The 15,982-nt window shown below is 49.3% G+C and carries 13 protein-coding genes; 8 read left to right on the top strand and 5 right to left on the bottom strand.

Translation table 11 applies throughout. The annotated features are described in order from the left end of the window. Positions 1 to 94 precede the first annotated feature (94 nt). The 4 genes from phaC to IFO68_RS15920 form a co-directional block, all read right to left on the bottom strand. Positions 95 to 1,879 (bottom strand): class I poly(R)-hydroxyalkanoic acid synthase, encoded by a 1,785-nt coding sequence (phaC, locus tag IFO68_RS15935; protein ID WP_192016833.1) that lies wholly within the window; start codon positions 1,877 to 1,879, stop codon positions 95 to 97. A 71-nt stretch (positions 1,880 to 1,950) separates the two neighbouring features. Next, positions 1,951 to 2,298 carry a phasin family protein gene (locus tag IFO68_RS15930; protein WP_046220227.1) on the bottom strand — a complete coding sequence of 116 codons (348 nt, stop codon included), beginning with the start codon at positions 2,296 to 2,298 and terminating at the stop codon, positions 1,951 to 1,953. 71 nt (positions 2,299 to 2,369) lie between these two features. Continuing rightward, entirely contained in the window at positions 2,370 to 3,575 is a 1,206-nt protein-coding gene (locus IFO68_RS15925) for an acetyl-CoA C-acetyltransferase (protein WP_192016832.1), read from the bottom strand. Between the two features lie 24 nt (positions 3,576 to 3,599). Further along, positions 3,600 to 4,340, bottom strand: coding sequence for an SDR family oxidoreductase (locus tag IFO68_RS15920; RefSeq protein WP_192016831.1), 741 nt, complete (start codon positions 4,338 to 4,340; stop codon positions 3,600 to 3,602). A gap of 777 nt (positions 4,341 to 5,117) precedes the next feature. Between IFO68_RS15920 and IFO68_RS15915 the strand changes: the two genes are divergently transcribed. The 7 genes from IFO68_RS15915 to sstT all read left to right on the top strand — a co-directional run bounded on the left by IFO68_RS15915 (position 5,118) and on the right by sstT (position 13,880). Then, entirely contained in the window at positions 5,118 to 6,083 is a 966-nt protein-coding gene (locus IFO68_RS15915; protein ID WP_192016830.1) for an AAA family ATPase, read from the top strand. Then, positions 6,080 to 7,063: a DUF58 domain-containing protein gene (locus IFO68_RS15910; protein WP_192016829.1), complete on the top strand. Its 984-nt coding sequence runs from the start codon at positions 6,080 to 6,082 to the stop codon at positions 7,061 to 7,063. The genes IFO68_RS15915 and IFO68_RS15910 overlap by 4 nt, the downstream gene beginning before the upstream one ends. A 5-nt stretch (positions 7,064 to 7,068) precedes the next feature. Next, positions 7,069 to 7,593: a DUF4381 domain-containing protein gene (locus IFO68_RS15905; RefSeq protein WP_192016828.1), complete on the top strand. Its 525-nt coding sequence runs from the start codon at positions 7,069 to 7,071 to the stop codon at positions 7,591 to 7,593. Further along, entirely contained in the window at positions 7,586 to 8,548 is a 963-nt protein-coding gene (locus tag IFO68_RS15900; protein ID WP_192016827.1) for a vWA domain-containing protein, read from the top strand. The genes IFO68_RS15905 and IFO68_RS15900 overlap by 8 nt, the downstream gene beginning before the upstream one ends. Continuing rightward, the gene (locus IFO68_RS15895; RefSeq protein WP_192016826.1) at positions 8,541 to 10,508 is read left to right on the top strand and encodes a vWA domain-containing protein; all 1,968 of its coding nucleotides are present in this window, start codon (positions 8,541 to 8,543) and stop codon (positions 10,506 to 10,508) included. Before IFO68_RS15900 ends, IFO68_RS15895 begins: the two co-directional genes overlap by 8 nt. 31 nt (positions 10,509 to 10,539) lie before the next feature. Beyond that, positions 10,540 to 12,258 (top strand): BatD family protein, encoded by a 1,719-nt coding sequence (locus tag IFO68_RS15890; RefSeq protein ID WP_192016825.1) that lies wholly within the window; start codon positions 10,540 to 10,542, stop codon positions 12,256 to 12,258. A gap of 380 nt (positions 12,259 to 12,638) precedes the next feature. Further along, a complete protein-coding gene (sstT, locus tag IFO68_RS15885; protein WP_192016824.1) occupies positions 12,639 to 13,880 on the top strand; it encodes a serine/threonine transporter SstT in 1,242 nt (413 codons plus the stop codon). Positions 13,881 to 13,990: 110 nt separating this feature from the next. Here the strand turns inward: sstT and IFO68_RS15880 are convergent, their stop codons facing one another. After that, on the bottom strand, positions 13,991 to 14,182 hold the full coding sequence (locus tag IFO68_RS15880; protein WP_192016823.1) for a YtxH domain-containing protein: 192 nt from the start codon (positions 14,180 to 14,182) through the stop codon (positions 13,991 to 13,993). Positions 14,183 to 14,587: 405 nt separating this feature from the next. On the opposite strand from IFO68_RS15880, the gene urtA reads away from it, so the two are divergent. Further along, positions 14,588 to 15,877, top strand: coding sequence for an urea ABC transporter substrate-binding protein (gene urtA / locus IFO68_RS15875; protein WP_192016822.1), 1,290 nt, complete (start codon positions 14,588 to 14,590; stop codon positions 15,875 to 15,877). Positions 15,878 to 15,982: the final 105 nt, after the last annotated feature.

Below are 15,982 nucleotides of genomic sequence, written 5' to 3'. Positions count from 1 at the left end.
TGATTCAGACGAGTAAACAACGCTTGCGTTTCAACCATAAAAAAACCAGTGGCATGCCACTGGTTTTTGCAATGTCGATACTGTTATCAAACGATTAATTTGGGTTTGAAAACTCAATCGGCAGTGTTTGCTTCACATAATCACCAGGCGCTGGACCTATGGGCGGGAAGCTTTCATTACCGATATCACGGCCAGATACCTGCTCTTCAGAATTAAAGCCATTCAACCAGGTATTCCAGTGTTGCCACCATGATCCGTCGTGGTGGGTCGCCCCCGCTAACCAGGCTTCGGGATCAGATTCAGCGTTATCGTTGGTATAAAAACCATACTTGTTTTTGTCAGGATGATTAATAATACCTGCAATATGACCGGACTCACCCAGCACGAACACTGAATCACCCTTCAGTACTTTCGAGCCGCGATAAGTGCCCTGCCACAGAGCAATATGATCTTCCTGAGTAGAGATAAAGTAAGTCGGTACTTTGATCTTCGACAAATCAATATACACGCCACCTACTTTATACCCTTTAGGATCCATCAGTTTATTTTCCAGATAGAACTGACGTAACAGTGTACTGTGACACGCTTTGGCCACATTGGTGCTATCACCATTCCAGAACAGCAGATCAAAATCAATTGGGCTGTTACCTTTCAGGTAATTGTTGACGTAATAGTTCCAGTACAAGCTGTTTTCACGCAGCAGACTAAAGGTCACACTCAGTGAGCGACCGTCCATATAGCCTTTCAGCTCATTCTGGGCTTCAATGGCCGAAATGATCGGATCATTGATATAAGCGCCAATTTCACCCGGCTGAGAGAAATCGAGGATTGTGGTAAAGAAAGTGGCAGACTTCACACGGTTACGCATACGTTTCGCAGAGCTGTACGCTAGCGCTGACGCCAACAATGTACCGCCAATACAATAGCCTACGGTATGAATTTGATTTTCACCGCTAACACTTTCGACAACGTCCAATGCTTTTAGCGCACCTTCCAATACATAGGTATCGAAATCCACATCCTGCATTGTCGCATCAGGATTACGCCATGAAATCATAAAGACAGTATGTCCCTGCTCAACCAGCCAGCGAGCCATAGAGTTCTTTTCTCGCAGATCCATGATGTAATATTTGTTGATAAACGGCGGAACAATCAGTACAGGGGTCGCATTCACGGTTTCTGTCAGCGGTTTATACTGAATAAGTTCAAACAAGTCATTTTTGAAAATGACTTGTCCTGGCGTGTTGGCAATATTATCGCCCACCTGGAATGCATCGCCATTTGTCATGCGAATTTTCAGTACATCCGCACTGGACTGCATGTCTTCATGCAGCAGTTCCATCCCTTTAATCAGATTCTGACCATTGGTTTCAACCGTCAGTTTTGCCAGCTCAGGGTTGGTGGTAATAAAGTTGGTCGGCGATAGTGCGTTAATAGCCTGACGCGAAAAGAAGTTCAAACGTTCTTTCGCTTTATCGTCTAGACCTTCAATAGAATCAATGGTCTCTTTCATCTTATTGCTGAACAGCAAATAAGATTGCTTGATGCAGTTGTAAAAAGCTTCGTTTTGCCAGGCAGGATCGATAAATCGTTTATCATCATGCGCCGGAGTAACAACATCCTGATTGTCACCAGACATAGTGACGTTTTGCAAAATCTTCATTTGGCTTTCAAACCAATCCATCTGAATTTTTGCAATAACAGCAGGCTGCGCAGATGCATTTTCCAGCCAAGCCGTTGTGTCTTCCAGATTCAATTCACTCAGCGCTTTATTGAGCGGAGTATTAATGGCTGCCTTGCCGGAATCAAACTCCTTCCACCACGCTTGGTTCATTTCCTGGAGTTTAGCAAAGTAGTCCGTGAAAAAATTCGGGTTCATCGCAATGACCTCTGCTTTTGGACTAAAAATGCCGTCCGCAAGACGGGACGGCATTAAGACAGGAAAAGAACTTAAGCGGGTGTAACTTGCTTTACATTCTCTGCTACCAGCTCTTCCACTTCAGTTTTGAAGCCTTGAGCCAGTGCTGAAAACTTGTTGCTGTCATCAACCAGTTGTTTAGACAGGTTAGTCAGGTTTTCCAGCTGTTGGCTTTGGAAAGAAGTCAGTGACTGCAGATCCTTGATTTCACTGATTGCTTTGAGCTGAGACAGACCCAAATCGCTGTAAGCACGTACCGCTGCCAGTTGAAGCTCAGTCAGCTCTTCCACGTTCTTAGTGAACAGCTTGTTGAATTTCACATAAGGTGCCAGAGATTTTTCAGTTTGCTCAGAGAAAGATTTAAACATTTCCGTATACATAATATGTTTCCTTAATTTAAGTGCTATTTTCAGCGCCAGTGAATACTGACGCCAGTTAGTTAACGAGTCGTTTAGACACTTTTCAGTACGATAGCTGTACCCATACCGCCACCGACGCACAGTGTGGCAAGGCCATACTCTGTTCCACGGCGGCGCATCTCGTGCAGCAGACTGACAATAATACGGTTACCCGATGCACCCAGAGGGTGACCCAAGGCAATCGCACCACCATTAACATTGCTACGTTCGGCCAAATCTTCGACCTTGGTATTCAAGTTGTCAGCCAGCTCATGCAACACGCCCAATGCCTGACCGGCAAAGGCTTCGTTAAACTCAAACAGACCCACTGAATCAATGTTTAAATCGGCTTTCTCCAGGGCTTTCATTACCGCAGGTACAGGGCCAAGACCCATGACTTCTGGGGCAACACCCGCTTGCGCATAACTTTCGATTTCTGCCAGCGGTGTTAAGCCATATTTTTCTACGGCGGCAGCAGAAGCCACAATGATTGCACTCGCACCATCATTGATACCAGATGCATTTCCTGCGGTTACTGAACCTTCAGGTTTGAATGCCGGGCGCAGTTTCTGCAAGCCTTCCAATGTTGCATCGGCTTTCGGATACTCATCTGTATCAACCGTTTTCGTCTCACGACGCACTTTCACTTCAACAGAAACGATTTCTTCTGCAAATTTGCCCTGTTCAATAGCAACGACTGCTTTTTGCTGGCTTGCCAGCGCAAAGTTGTCCTGTTGTTCACGGGTCAGACCCACTTTTTCAACGACATTTTCAGCCGTCACACCCATGTGATACTGATTAAACACATCGGTCAGACCGTCGTTAATCAGTAAATCAGTCAGTTGCATATTGCCCATTTTCTGTCCATCACGGATGGAAGCAGGTACGGTAAACGGAATCTGCGACATGTTTTCTGCACCAGCAGCCACCACCAACTCAGCATCACCGGCTTTAATGTGTGCAGCAGCGTCCATTACCGCCTTCATGCCACTACCACAGACCATGTTCAGGCTGTAGGCCGGAACCTGATCAGGAATACCTGCAAAAATTGCCGCCTGTCGTCCTGGTCCCATGCCCTGGCCTGCACCCACTACGTTACCTAAAATCAATTCGTCGATTTTAGCGGGGTCAACATTTGCCTGAGCGATGGCGCCTTTGATAGCAACAGCAGCGAGTTGCGCTGGCGAGACTGATTTCAGTGCGCCATTAAAGCTGCCGATTGGAGTACGTTTGGCTGCAACAATATAAACTTTGGTCATGTGTCGAGTATCCTTACTACTAAATTAGTGCATGTATAAGCCGCCATTTACCGAGAGGGTCTCTCCGGTAATATAGGCTGCAGCATCACTGGCCAGGAAGTTCACTGATGCTGATACTTCATTGGGTTGCGCCAGACGCTTCATTGGGATTTCAGCTTTAATCGCGTCCAGCACTTCTGGCTTAATTGCTTCAACCATAGGTGTACCCGTGTAACCTGGTGCAATCGCATTAACAGTAACACCGTAACGTGCTCCTTCTGCAGCCAGTGCTTTGGTGAAACCAATCATGCCAGCCTTAGCCGCCGAATAGTTTGCCTGGCCGAACTGCCCTTTCAGGCCGTTAACAGAGGAAATATTGATGATTCTGCCAAATCCGTTATCACACATTGAAGCAAACAAAGGATGAGTAACGTTAAACAGGCTATCCAGATTTGTGGACATCACCTCTTTCCATTGCTGGACAGTCATACGCTTAAACGTACTATCACGGGTAATCCCTGCATTGTTAACCAGCACATCAATCTTACCCTCTTCTTTTAAAAGAGTAGTCAGTGCCTCTTCACAATATGCAGCATCCGTAACATCCAGAGGGAATAAGCGAACTTGAGAATCGGAGTAGTTATTTTCAGCAAACCACTCTTTGGCTTTCTCTTCACCTGTTGGGAAATATGTGGCAATAACACGATAACCTGCATCTACTAAACCCTGAGTAATTGCAGAACCAATACCACCTTTAGCGCCAGTTACTAATGCTACCTTTGTCATTTACCAGACTCCTTTCCATCCGTTGCCAATACAAAAAACGCATCTCATTGATGGTTGATTTTGTATTTTTTCTGAAGAGAACCTACTGCTGTACATCTGAACCAGACTTGTTCCCTGCACCACGATTACGCAGCGTATCCACTCCACAAGTCACTTGTGTGAAGTTTCCATTGCACAATCATTATAAGAACATAAGCACATATAGATATCAACACAGGGAATTCATTCTATTCATAAAATCCCTATATGGAATCAACTAAATTGAAATTAATCGATTACATAGTAAGTTCGATTTGTTAACGGAATATTTCAATGCATAAGAAATGCCAAGTTTACAAAATGCTATGAATCAAGCCGTTTCACGCTTCAGGATTAATTCTTTTGCCGTAAAATTCGATTCATCGCACTTTATTAGTGCAAGGTTGCACCAGTTTTAAGCTGGTACATAAATAAGTGTTGAGAACGTGATTTTTAATGGGCAGGTAAAGAAATGCAGCATTAGTGCAACAAAAAAAACACATCTGACCTCACGATAAACAGTTTTAAGTAATTCATTATTTTTCCCTGTTTTTCATTTTTTATCAGATTAGTGACAAAAATCACCTTGTAATGTAAAAAAGTGAAATAACATTTATCATTTGCTTGATATTTACTGTGAACTTCACTGGCGGAACAAAGTCGAATACCAATAACGTCATTCTTTTTAATACGTTATTGGCGTATACAACACGCCTCATAGTGTGCAGGACAAACAGTCGCTCCAAGGGATAAAAACACATGCTTGCAAAGACCTTCCAACAACTCGATCAATACTTACAACAACAGGTCATTGGCCAGGCCGAAATGGTGCAACAATTACTCATTGCACTATTAGCAGACGGACATATCCTCGTAGAAGGCCCTCCGGGGCTGGCCAAAACACGCGCAGTCAAAACTCTTGCCGAATGCATTGAAGGCGATTTTCACCGTATCCAGTTCACGCCGGATCTCCTGCCCGCAGACTTAACGGGGACCGATATTTTCCGCCCCGAAACCGGCGAATTCGTGTTCCAGCCCGGCCCAATCTTTAACTCGCTGTTACTGGCCGATGAGATAAACCGCGCGCCTGCAAAAGTTCAGGCCGCGATGCTTGAAGCAATGGCAGAAAAGCAGATCACCGCAGGCAGGAATACCTATCCTCTGCCAGCATTATTTCTGGTGATGGCGACACAAAACCCCATTGAGCAGGAAGGGACTTATCCGTTACCCGAAGCCCAGCTGGACCGTTTTTTACTGCAACTGAACGTTGATTATCCAAATGCCGACAGTGAGCTTGCTATTTTACGGCTGAACCGCGGCGAAGCACTGGAAGACAACATCCCCAAGTCTTCTGAAGCCGTGCAAATCAGTCAGGCTGATATCTTCAGTGCCCGCAAGGAAGTACTGCAGATCCATATGGCAGAAGACATTGAACACTATATTATCCGCCTCATCATGGCGACACGCGAACCAAAGCGTTACAGCGATGAACTGGCAGCCTGGCTGCAATTGGGGGTCAGTCCAAGGGCAACGCTGGCGCTTGACCGCTGCGCACGGGCATACGCCTGGTTAAATGGTCGGGATTTTGTTACGCCGGACGATGTGCAGCGCATGGCTTATCCCGTACTGAGACACAGGTTACTGCTCAGCTATGAAGCACAAGCTGAAGGCATCACCCCGGACAGCATCGTTCATTCACTGATTCAGCAGGTAACCAGTGCATGATAAAAGCAACGGCGAAAACACCCCCTCTGCTGCCACCGCACAGTAACGGGTATGAATTGTGCCTTGCCGAGCTGTTACAGTACAAAAATCAGTCCGTTAAGTGGCTCCCTCCAGCTCGCAGCGTGTGGTCTCAACTCAATGGACAACATCAAAGCCGGCAAAAAGGCCGGGGTATGAATTTCACTGAAGTGCGCCCCTATCAGGCCGGTGATGACATTCGCGCGATAGACTGGCGTGTCACAGCCCGGACAGGAAAGACCCATACCAAATTGTTCAGCGAAGAACGCGAACAGCCTGTGATGTTACTGATTGATTTCAGTCAGAGTATGCGCTTTGGCAGCCAGCTGTTGCTGAAATCGGTACAGGCTGCTCACTTTGCCAGCCTGCTTAGCTGGCTGGCCGTGCAGCAGCAGGATCGCATTGGTGCACTGGTGTACAACGGATACAGGTTAAGTGAGTGCAAACCGACGGCTCGTCAGCAAGGTCCGCTGGCAGTTATCAATGCCATGATCAACATGCATCAGAGCAACTCAAAAGCCTCTGAGGATAACGGGCTGACATTTTCTGATGTGCTGCGCCACATGCACCACCTATGCCCTAAAGGCAGTGAAATTGTCATTCTGAGTGATTTCTATGCTTTACAGACCAGTGATAAAAAGCGGCTCAGTCAGTTAAGAAGCCATAACAGAGTGCAGTTTGTGCACCTGTTTGATCCTCTTGAGCTGGGTGACACGGGTTTTCGCGGCGGTGAATTCGTCACTGACAGCCAGCAGTCGGCCTGGATTAATTTTGGGGCCCAGCGAACCCGGGAGCAAATGGCACAGCAATTTTCCCGTCACCTGCAGAACCTGACAGAGCTGGCTTCATCACTGGCAATACCTCTGCATGCTGTTTCTGCTGGCATTCCGTTATTGAAACAAATCGGGAGCACTCAAGCGCTTCACCCGGCGTCTGAGCCTTCTGTACAGAACAAGATGTAACTTTTATGGCACAAACACATACGCATCCATTGCAGCTGGCCGATCTCCACTTGCCAGCTTTGCCGGATCCCTGGCCTCTGGCCTGGGGATGGTGGGCAAGTGCTTTGCTTATCATTATCCTGCTTGCCCTGCTGTATTTGGTCGTGAATCAGCTCAAGGCCAGACGCGGGTTAAAGGCTGGTAAAAAACAAGCATTAAGACAACTCAAACACGCTCAATCGGTGTCAGAATTGAACACCTTACTCAGACAGGCCGCACTTACCTACTTTCCCCGTGAGCAGGTGGCGGGGCTGAGTGGCCATCAATGGATGGCATTTTTAGATCATCAGTTACCCGAACAACACCGGGGATTTGTGTTGCTGAATGATGCATGGACACAGGCTCTTTATGCCTCAGAAACCAGAGATGACATTCGTGATGCCTGCCGGCATCAGGCTGAGATCTGGTTAAGGCACGCCCTTCCGCCCCGTATCCCTCAACATACCCCAGCGATGAAAGGGGATGCAGCAAAAGAGGACAGGCATGTTTGAATTTGTATGGTGGTGGCCGCTCGTATTGCTTCCTCTGCCCTGGTTTATCTACCGCTTTACCAGGCCGGTTCAACCCGAGGCAGTCATCACATTGCCGGTACTGCCGGAAAATCTGGTCAAAAAGCCGGTTCGACGCTGGCAAAGCATTCTGGCTCTGCTGTGCTGGGTCAGTTTGCTAGGGGCGCTCGCCAGGCCAGTCTGGTTTGGTGATCCCGTTCAAATACAGCCTGAACACAGAGACATGTTACTGGCTGTCGATTTATCCGGTTCAATGTCAATTGAAGATATGGTCGATGGTCAGGGTAACACTGTCGATCGCCTTACTGCGGTAAAACAGGTGGTAACCGACTTCATCGGCAAGCGCCAGGGCGACAGGCTGGGTTTGGTACTTTTCGCCAATCATGCCTACCTGCAAACACCATTGACCTTCGATCTGAACACGGTAAAGCAGCAATTAGCCAGAACTGTGCTCGGACTGATCGGGCAAAGCACCGCCATTGGTGAAGGGCTGGGCATCGCAGCGAAAAGTTTTATCAACAGTGACGCCGAGCAACGTGTGATTATCCTGCTCAGTGACGGAGCCAATACTTCCGGGGTGATCAATCCGATGGAAGCGGCAAAGCTGGCCGCTGAGAACAAGGTCAGAATATACACAGTCGGCATAGGTGCCGATGAAATGGTGCAACGCAGTTTCTTTGGTGATCGTATGGTTAACCCCTCGCAGGATTTGGACGAGCATGCGCTTACCCAAATCGCAGCCCTCACAGAGGGTCAGTATTTCAGGGCAAGGAATCCGCAGGAATTAGCCAGCATTTACCAGTCAATCAACGATCTGGAGCCGGTATCAACCGCTCAGCAAACCTGGCGGCCAAGAGAGGAGCTGTTTCGTTTCCCGCTGGCAGGGGCACTGCTCTTCAGCGTCCTGCTGGCAATCCGTTGGAGGCGATATGGCTGATTTTACTTTCTTACATCCCTCTTGGTTACTCGCATTGATTCCGTTAGCCGTCCTTTTACTCTGGCTGGCTCAACGCCGTGCACAGTCCGGGCTGATTGCTGCGCACCTTCAACCCGACAATAAACCCTCCTCTCAGCGAGTCCGCGTGCTATCGCTTCTGCTCCTCAGCATCGGATGGATACTGGCGGTGATTGCGATGGCCGGCCCCAGCTGGCAAAAACAAATGTTGCCCGCCTCTAACCTGAGCGGCGCCAGAGTGATTATCATGGATATGTCGAACTCCATGTACGCGACCGATCTGCCCCCTAACCGTCTGACTCAGGCCCGCTATAAAGCCATGGACCTTCTGCCCTACTGGCAGGAAGGCAGCACAGGCCTGATAGCCTATGCCGGAGATGGCTACATCATCAGCCCGCTGACCGCAGACAGTACGACATTGACTCACCTGATACCGGGATTATCCCCTGCTATTTTGCCTATTCAGGGTAGTAACGCTGCCGCAGGCGTGAAAGCCGCCATCGATCTGCTCAGACAAGCCGGGCACCCTCAGGGGGATCTGATCTTGATCACCGACGGACTCAGTGAGAAAGAAGCTATGCAAACTGACCAGTTGCTGCAAGACAATCAATACCGCTTGTCCATTCTGGCTGTCGCTACCCCGCAAGGTGCACCAGTCACTATGCCGGACGGCCGGCTGTTACAAGACAATCAAGGCAACACGGTTTTGAGCAAAATGCATCCCCGGCGGCTCGAAACACTGGCAGCCAGCCATGGTGGCATCATGGTGAGATGGCGGGGTAATGATCAGGATATTCTGGCTCTTATTGAGGCTACGACTCATCTCACAGCGCAGTCTGAACAAGCGCAAAACAAGACCATTGAGGAAAAACTCAATGGTGGATTCTGGCTGTTGATTCCGCTGATCCTGCTCTTTTTGCCCGCCTGCCGCAAAGGCATCGCATTTTCCTGTTTACTGATCGTTTTCCTGCCGGTTGAGAAAAGCGTTGCGTCTCCCTGGCTAAATCAGGATCAAGACGCTTATCAACACTATCAGCAACAGGAATATCAGGCAGCGGCGGATCTGTTCCAGTCACCCGCCTGGCAAGGAGCGGCCAAATATCAGGCGGGCGATTATGAAGGCGCCATCGAATCCCTGTCAGGTTTAACTGACCCGGCCTCTCGTTACAACCTGGCCAATGCGTACGCACAAGCTGGCCAGCTGGATAAGGCCCGCGATATCTATCAGGACTTGCTGAACGCAGATCCGGATAACACAGATGCAAAAACCAATCTGGATATCGTCGAGCAGCAGCTCAGCCAGCAACAAGCGAACCAGCAGAGTCAGCAAGGTCAGCAAGGTCAGCAAGGCCAAGGATCGCCGTCCGGGCAACAAGCTGGCAACTCATCCCGAGATAGCAATGTACAGTCTGCTTCAGGGCAGCAGCCATCCAGCCAGCAAAATAGTCAAACCGGCCAGTCTGGTAACGCCAGTCAGTCTGACCAGACAGCTTCTGCGTCTGCTGGCGATGCGCAGCAAGAAAGGCAATCACGGCAAGATGAACAAAGCCAGCAGGCATCGGGTCATAATGATGACAGTGCCGGAGAAGTATCCCCTCCTTCGGCTGACGGTCAGCAGCCATCACAAGCGGGACATCCAGTCCAGGCCGGTTCAGATCCTAACCCAGCCAATTCCGCTGGCAATGCAGCCCAGTCGCGCATTGAGCCCGCTGGCGAACAAGCCAATGCAAACGCTGAGAAAAGCGAGCAGCCAATAGCCGGTAATAATGAAGACGTTAGCGATGAAGACAGTGGCGATGAAACCAGTGGCCTGAGTGCAAGCCATCCGACATTAAAAAAACTGGAGCAGATACCAGACAGCACCCGGGAATTGCTCAGGGCTCAGATCATTCTCCAGGCAAGAGAAAAGCCAGCCCCGGACGCACCTGAAAATCGTTGGTAGCCACAGACAGTTACAGAAGCAAGGACTCACAATGCATTCTAAGTATGTTACTTTTCTTTCCGCATTTTGCCGGACAAAGCTCTGGCTAAGTGTCGTGCTGCTGATTGGCAGCCTGCTCTCTTATTCGGCGTATGCCGCCCAGGTTGTGGCCACTGTGTCATCCAACCAGGTTGGGGTGAATGAGATCTTTGAGCTGACAGTCAGCATAGATGACAATGTCAGCGCCAGTGCCCTTGACTTATCGCCACTCAACAATGATTTCATTGTCGGTACTACCAGTACCCGCTCCATGAACCGTTTTATTAACGGTTCAGTGTCGAGACAAACCCAGTGGCAAGTGTCGCTCGCTGCCAAAGCGAAAGGTGATTTCACCATTCCGGCCTTTCGTATTGGCGCGTCCGCGTCAGATCCTATCCGGATTCAGGTCAGTGAGCATTCAGATGCTGCCGCTTCCACTACCGATCTTGCAATTGAGGTCAACGGGCGTATGGACAAAAGCCGCCTTTATGTCGGTGAAAGTCAGAGCTACATGGTACAAATCAAGCTCGGAGAACAGTTGGAAAAAGCCAGTTTAATCGCCCCTCAGGGCGAAGGACTGGAAGTGGTTCAGGTGGGTGATGATCACCAGGCAGATACCGTACTGAATGGCAGACGCTACACCATCATTAACCGTAAGTACCGAATCACAGCAACCAAACCGGGTGATATCACCCTTCAGGGCGCCAAACTCACTGGCACAGCCTTCAAAAGTGACAGCAGCCGGCGTTTTGGTATGCGGATCCCCGTCAATATTCAGGCCGAACCTATGCCATTGACTGTCCTTGCTGAGCCTGATGACTATAAAGGGTTGTGGTTACCAACTGCAGATCTTCAACTGGAACAGACATGGAACAAGGACGAGCCGCACATTAAGGTGGGTGAGCCGGTTTCGCGCACCCTGACACTGAAAATGAAAGGCACACCACAAAGTAATCTGCCTGACTTATCCCTGATCTACCCTGACTCAGTCCGGGTATACAGCGAGAAACCCGTTTACCAACAAGAGAACGATTACAGTGTCATGACGCTGAAACAGGTCATCATACCCCGCAGGAGCGGAACGATTACCCTGCCATCTTTGACAGTTAACTGGTGGAATACCGATAAAGGGGAAAAAGTCATCAGCCAGGTTGAAGGTAAAGTGCTGCAGGTTCAGCCAGATGCCACAGCCAGTATTCCCGGCGCCATGCGTCCATCGGATGAACACAGTAACGGTGCCTCACAGGCCGGGATCAGTAATCCGCAGGGTAGCAATGCACATCCTGCTGCCGTGAATCAGCAGGTTCAGGGCGTCTCTGCCTGGTGGCCCTGGCTGACGCTGGTCGTCACCCTTCTCTGGCTTGGTACTCTGATGATGTGGCTGCGGAGCCGAAAACAGCCTCCACTTACCACAGAATCCGTCAGTTCTGCCAGTGCCAATAGCAGCATCTCAGACAAGCTGATCGCTGCAGTGACAGCATGTCAGCCCATGCAGGTGCAAACTTACTACAATGCCTGGGATAAATCGCACCTGCCAGCGAAACACCGACAACAACTGGATCAGGCGGTTAGCGCCATGATGGCTGCATATTACAGTGAGTCCCCGCAAACGTGGGACAAGAGTGATCTGCTGGCTCTGCTGCAACGCCAGCAGAAAAGCCGCAAAAAGGCGCAAACGGCCAATGAGCTGGAGCCTCTGGTGCCTGAGATACCGGCGGCAGACCGAAAATGACTCAGCTGACCCGTTAAGATGCCTGCTCTCAGAGCGCGAGTTTCATCCGTCCTTGTGTGACTGTGAGGAGCCGTGACTGAAAGATTGCGTGATAGTTAATCCTGCCTTCGGGCAGGATTTTTTATTTGTTCAGCATCCAGACTCAGAGCAAGGTTTGATGGACACTGCCTAAAGCGGAATAATAGCAGGCCAATACCGCCAGAAGCAGATAAATGTTAGTGATAAACCGCTCACAAATATCAGCGTTCAGTAACGTTAAAAATGTGTAACCTAAAAGTTTCTAAAAAGAGTAGTGGAAATCGTTCGATTATCCTGTTAAAAAACCTCCCGCAAACAACATAAAACGCTTCCACACCAACTCAAAACATTCAGGATGTAGTATGAGTCAACCACAACCATTCCTAGCTAAAATTGCCAATGGCAGTCTGGTTATCCAGATCCTTATTGGTATCGTGGCAGGTATCGTCCTAGCCGCTGTCTCAACTGATGCCGCACTGAAAGTCGGTTTCCTGGGCAGCCTGTTCGTCAGTGCTCTGAAAGCTGTAGCTCCTGTGCTGGTGTTCATTCTGGTTGCATCTTCGATTGCAAATCAGAAAAAAGGCGCACATACCAACATGAAGCCCGTCATTATGCTGTACCTGTTCGGTACACTGATGGCCGCCTTAACTGCCGTTACCATGAGTTTCCTTTTCCCGACTACTTTGACTCTGGACGCAGGTACTGCAAATCAGGCTGCTCCTGAAGGTATTGCAGAAGTACTGAATACTCTGCTGTTCAAAGTTGTTGATAACCCAATCAACGCTCTGCTGACCGGCAACTACATTGGTATTCTGGCATGGGCTGTAGGTCTGGGCTTTGCTCTGCATTCTGCATCCGATGCGACCAAACAAGTGTTCCACGACATGTCTAACGGCGTCACGCTGATCGTTCGTTTTGTTATCCGTCTGGCACCTATCGGTATCTTCGGTTTAGTATCACAAACCTTCGCTGAGACTGGCTTCTCTGCTTTGTCCAGCTACGCGCACCTGCTGGCCGTACTGCTTGGTTCAATGGCGATTATTGCCTTTGTGGTTAACCCGGTTATCGTGTTCTACAAAACTAAACAGAACCCATTCCCTCTGGTTCTGAAGTGTATCCGCGAAAGTGGTATCACCGCCTTCTTTACCCGTAGTTCAGCGGCAAATATCCCGGTGAACATGCAGCTGTGTAAAGATCTGGATCTGCACGAAGATACATACTCAGTATCGATTCCTCTGGGCGCGACCATCAACATGGCAGGTGCAGCGATTACCATCACTGTTCTGACTCTGGCTGCTGTCCATACGCTGGGTATTCAGGTTGATCTGGGTACTGCCCTGCTGTTGAGCGTGGTGGCTGCCGTGTCTGCATGTGGTGCATCCGGTGTTGCCGGTGGCTCTCTGCTGCTGATCCCACTGGCTTGCAGCCTGTTCGGTGTATCCAACGAAGTTGCGATGCAGGTTGTTGCTATCGGTTTCATCATCGGTGTTATTCAGGATTCAGCTGAAACAGCTCTGAACAGCTCGACTGACGTAATCTTCACTGCGGCTGCATGCCGTGCTGCAGAAGCGCAAGAAGCCGCTGCTAATCCAGTTAAAGCCTGAGTATAACGCTTAACGCTTTATCTGAGCATCTGACATTAGCACCTAACAACAATGGCGACCCTAAGGTCGCCATTGTTGTATGAATGACTTAAAAAATCATACGATACCAATCAGTTTTGTAATGTCTCCAACTGCTTGTCTAAGGCATCTTTGGCCTCTGCGGCCTGATCACCCATATCCTCAAACAGATCCTGCGCCTCCTCCATCGGACGTGCGTTCATCGCATCTTCGATCTGATCTTTATAGGTCACTCCGATATAAATCCCCAGGCCCACCAGGGCAATCACAATGTATTTCAACATAGCTTTCTCACTGTTATTTGTGTTTATTAACAAGCAGTATACCGCCAGCACAGACCATAAACCTGCCAATTCGCTCCCAGAAAGCCAATACCAGAGTAAAAACATGTGCCCGGCTTAACCTGAAATTGGCAGTTGAATCAGTCACTCTGCGCCGCACTGCTGTTCCCAAGTCCTACTTGGGTACAGGATCAACAAGTAGTGGATACTGACACCTGACTCAACATTGTGCACCAGCTCATCAGCTTGCACCACAAATGGACAGTTCCGCAATACTTTCCCAATGCGCCTTCAACTCTACCAAGGTAACTTATTGTTTTTCATTTACTCTTTTATTTTTATCTGAAGACGATTTTCTGGCCTGCCCCTTGCTTCTGTCTGTAACAACACTAAAAAGGAGCAAACATAATGGATAAAAAAGCAGTGACACTTAAATGGGCAGCACTTGCCGCCTCAATGGCTTTATCTTTCAATGCGTTAGCCGCAGAAGGCACCATTAAAGTCGGTATCCTTCATTCTCTCTCCGGCACCATGGCGATCAGTGAAACCACTCTCAAAGACACTATGCTGATGCTGATCGACGAGCAAAATAAACAAGGCGGCGTTCTGGGTAAAAAGCTGGAGCCTGTTGTTGTCGATCCTGCTTCTAACTGGCCGCTGTTTGCTGAGAAAGCGCGTGAGCTGATCGAGAAAGACAAGGTGGATGTGGTGTTCGGCTGCTGGACATCTGTCTCTCGTAAATCTGTGCTGCCCGTTTTTGAAGAACTCGACAGCCTGCTGTTCTATCCGGTGCAGTACGAGGGAGAAGAATCGTCCAAGAACGTTTTCTACACAGGTGCGGCACCCAACCAGCAAGCCATTCCGGCTGTAGATTATCTGATGAACGAGATGGGCGTGAAACGCTGGGTGCTGGCCGGTACCGATTATGTCTATCCGCGTACCACGAATAAAATCCTGGCGGCTTACCTGAAAGATAAAGGGGTCGCCGACAGTGACATCATGATCAACTATACGCCGTTCGGTTATTCCGACTGGCAGTCAATCGTCTCTGATATCAAGAAATTTGGCGCAACGGGTAAGAAAACGGCCGTTGTTTCCACCATCAATGGCGATGCCAACGTTCCCTTCTATAAAGAACTCGCCGCTCAGGGGGTCGAAGCTTCAGACATTCCGGTGGTTGCCTTCTCCGTCGGTGAAGAAGAATTGTCCGGCATGGATACCTCGCCTCTGGTTGGCCACCTCGCCGCCTGGAACTACTTCATGAGTGTGGACACAGAGCAGAACAACGAGTTTGTCGAAAAATGGCATAAGTTCATCAAAGATGACCAGCGTGTCACCAACGATCCGATGGAAGCCTCTTATCTGGGCTTCAACATGTGGGTGAAAGCGGTCGAAAAAGCCGGGACAACAGCTTCCGATGTAGTACAGGATGCCATCATTGGGGTGACTGTCCCGAATCTGACCGGCGGTTATGCCACCATGATGCCGAACCACCACATCACCAAACCGGTGCTGATTGGCGAGATCCAGGATGACGGCCAGTTCGTGACAGTATGGGAAACCAAAGACGAAGTGGCCGGTGACGCCTGGTCCGATTTTCTGCCCGGTTCAAAAGACTTGTTCGCCAGCTGGGAAAAGCCCATGTCCTGCGGCAGCTTCAATGTTGTCTCAGGCAAATGTGCGGGTAGCAATCAATAACACCTTCCCGCGTCACTCAATCGTCCGGCCCGGATTGCCGGACGATTGGACCTGTTCCTGCACTCACGGACGACACTCATGACCAAACAGCTACTGTCTGGACTG

The organism is Photobacterium arenosum, assembly GCF_014841115.1.
GTDB lineage: Bacteria > Pseudomonadota > Gammaproteobacteria > Enterobacterales > Vibrionaceae > Photobacterium > Photobacterium arenosum.
This window is presented reverse-complemented; position numbering and strand designations above follow the sequence as displayed.

Excerpts from the sequence above, each read along its gene's own strand:
- phaC (WP_192016833.1), bottom strand. The coding sequence starts at position 1,879 with ATGAACCCGAATTTTTTCACGGACTACTTTGCTAAACTCCAGGAAATG.
- IFO68_RS15930 (WP_046220227.1), bottom strand. The coding sequence starts at position 2,298 with ATGTATACGGAAATGTTTAAATCTTTCTCTGAGCAAACTGAAAAATCT.
- IFO68_RS15925 (WP_192016832.1), bottom strand. The coding sequence starts at position 3,575 with ATGACCAAAGTTTATATTGTTGCAGCCAAACGTACTCCAATCGGCAGC.
- IFO68_RS15920 (WP_192016831.1), bottom strand. The coding sequence starts at position 4,340 with ATGACAAAGGTAGCATTAGTAACTGGCGCTAAAGGTGGTATTGGTTCT.
- IFO68_RS15915 (WP_192016830.1), top strand. The coding sequence starts at position 5,118 with ATGCTTGCAAAGACCTTCCAACAACTCGATCAATACTTACAACAACAG.
- IFO68_RS15910 (WP_192016829.1), top strand. The coding sequence starts at position 6,080 with ATGATAAAAGCAACGGCGAAAACACCCCCTCTGCTGCCACCGCACAGT.
- IFO68_RS15905 (WP_192016828.1), top strand. The coding sequence starts at position 7,069 with ATGGCACAAACACATACGCATCCATTGCAGCTGGCCGATCTCCACTTG.
- IFO68_RS15900 (WP_192016827.1), top strand. The coding sequence starts at position 7,586 with ATGTTTGAATTTGTATGGTGGTGGCCGCTCGTATTGCTTCCTCTGCCC.
- IFO68_RS15895 (WP_192016826.1), top strand. The coding sequence starts at position 8,541 with ATGGCTGATTTTACTTTCTTACATCCCTCTTGGTTACTCGCATTGATT.
- IFO68_RS15890 (WP_192016825.1), top strand. The coding sequence starts at position 10,540 with ATGCATTCTAAGTATGTTACTTTTCTTTCCGCATTTTGCCGGACAAAG.
- sstT (WP_192016824.1), top strand. The coding sequence starts at position 12,639 with ATGAGTCAACCACAACCATTCCTAGCTAAAATTGCCAATGGCAGTCTG.
- IFO68_RS15880 (WP_192016823.1), bottom strand. The coding sequence starts at position 14,182 with ATGTTGAAATACATTGTGATTGCCCTGGTGGGCCTGGGGATTTATATC.
- urtA (WP_192016822.1), top strand. The coding sequence starts at position 14,588 with ATGGATAAAAAAGCAGTGACACTTAAATGGGCAGCACTTGCCGCCTCA.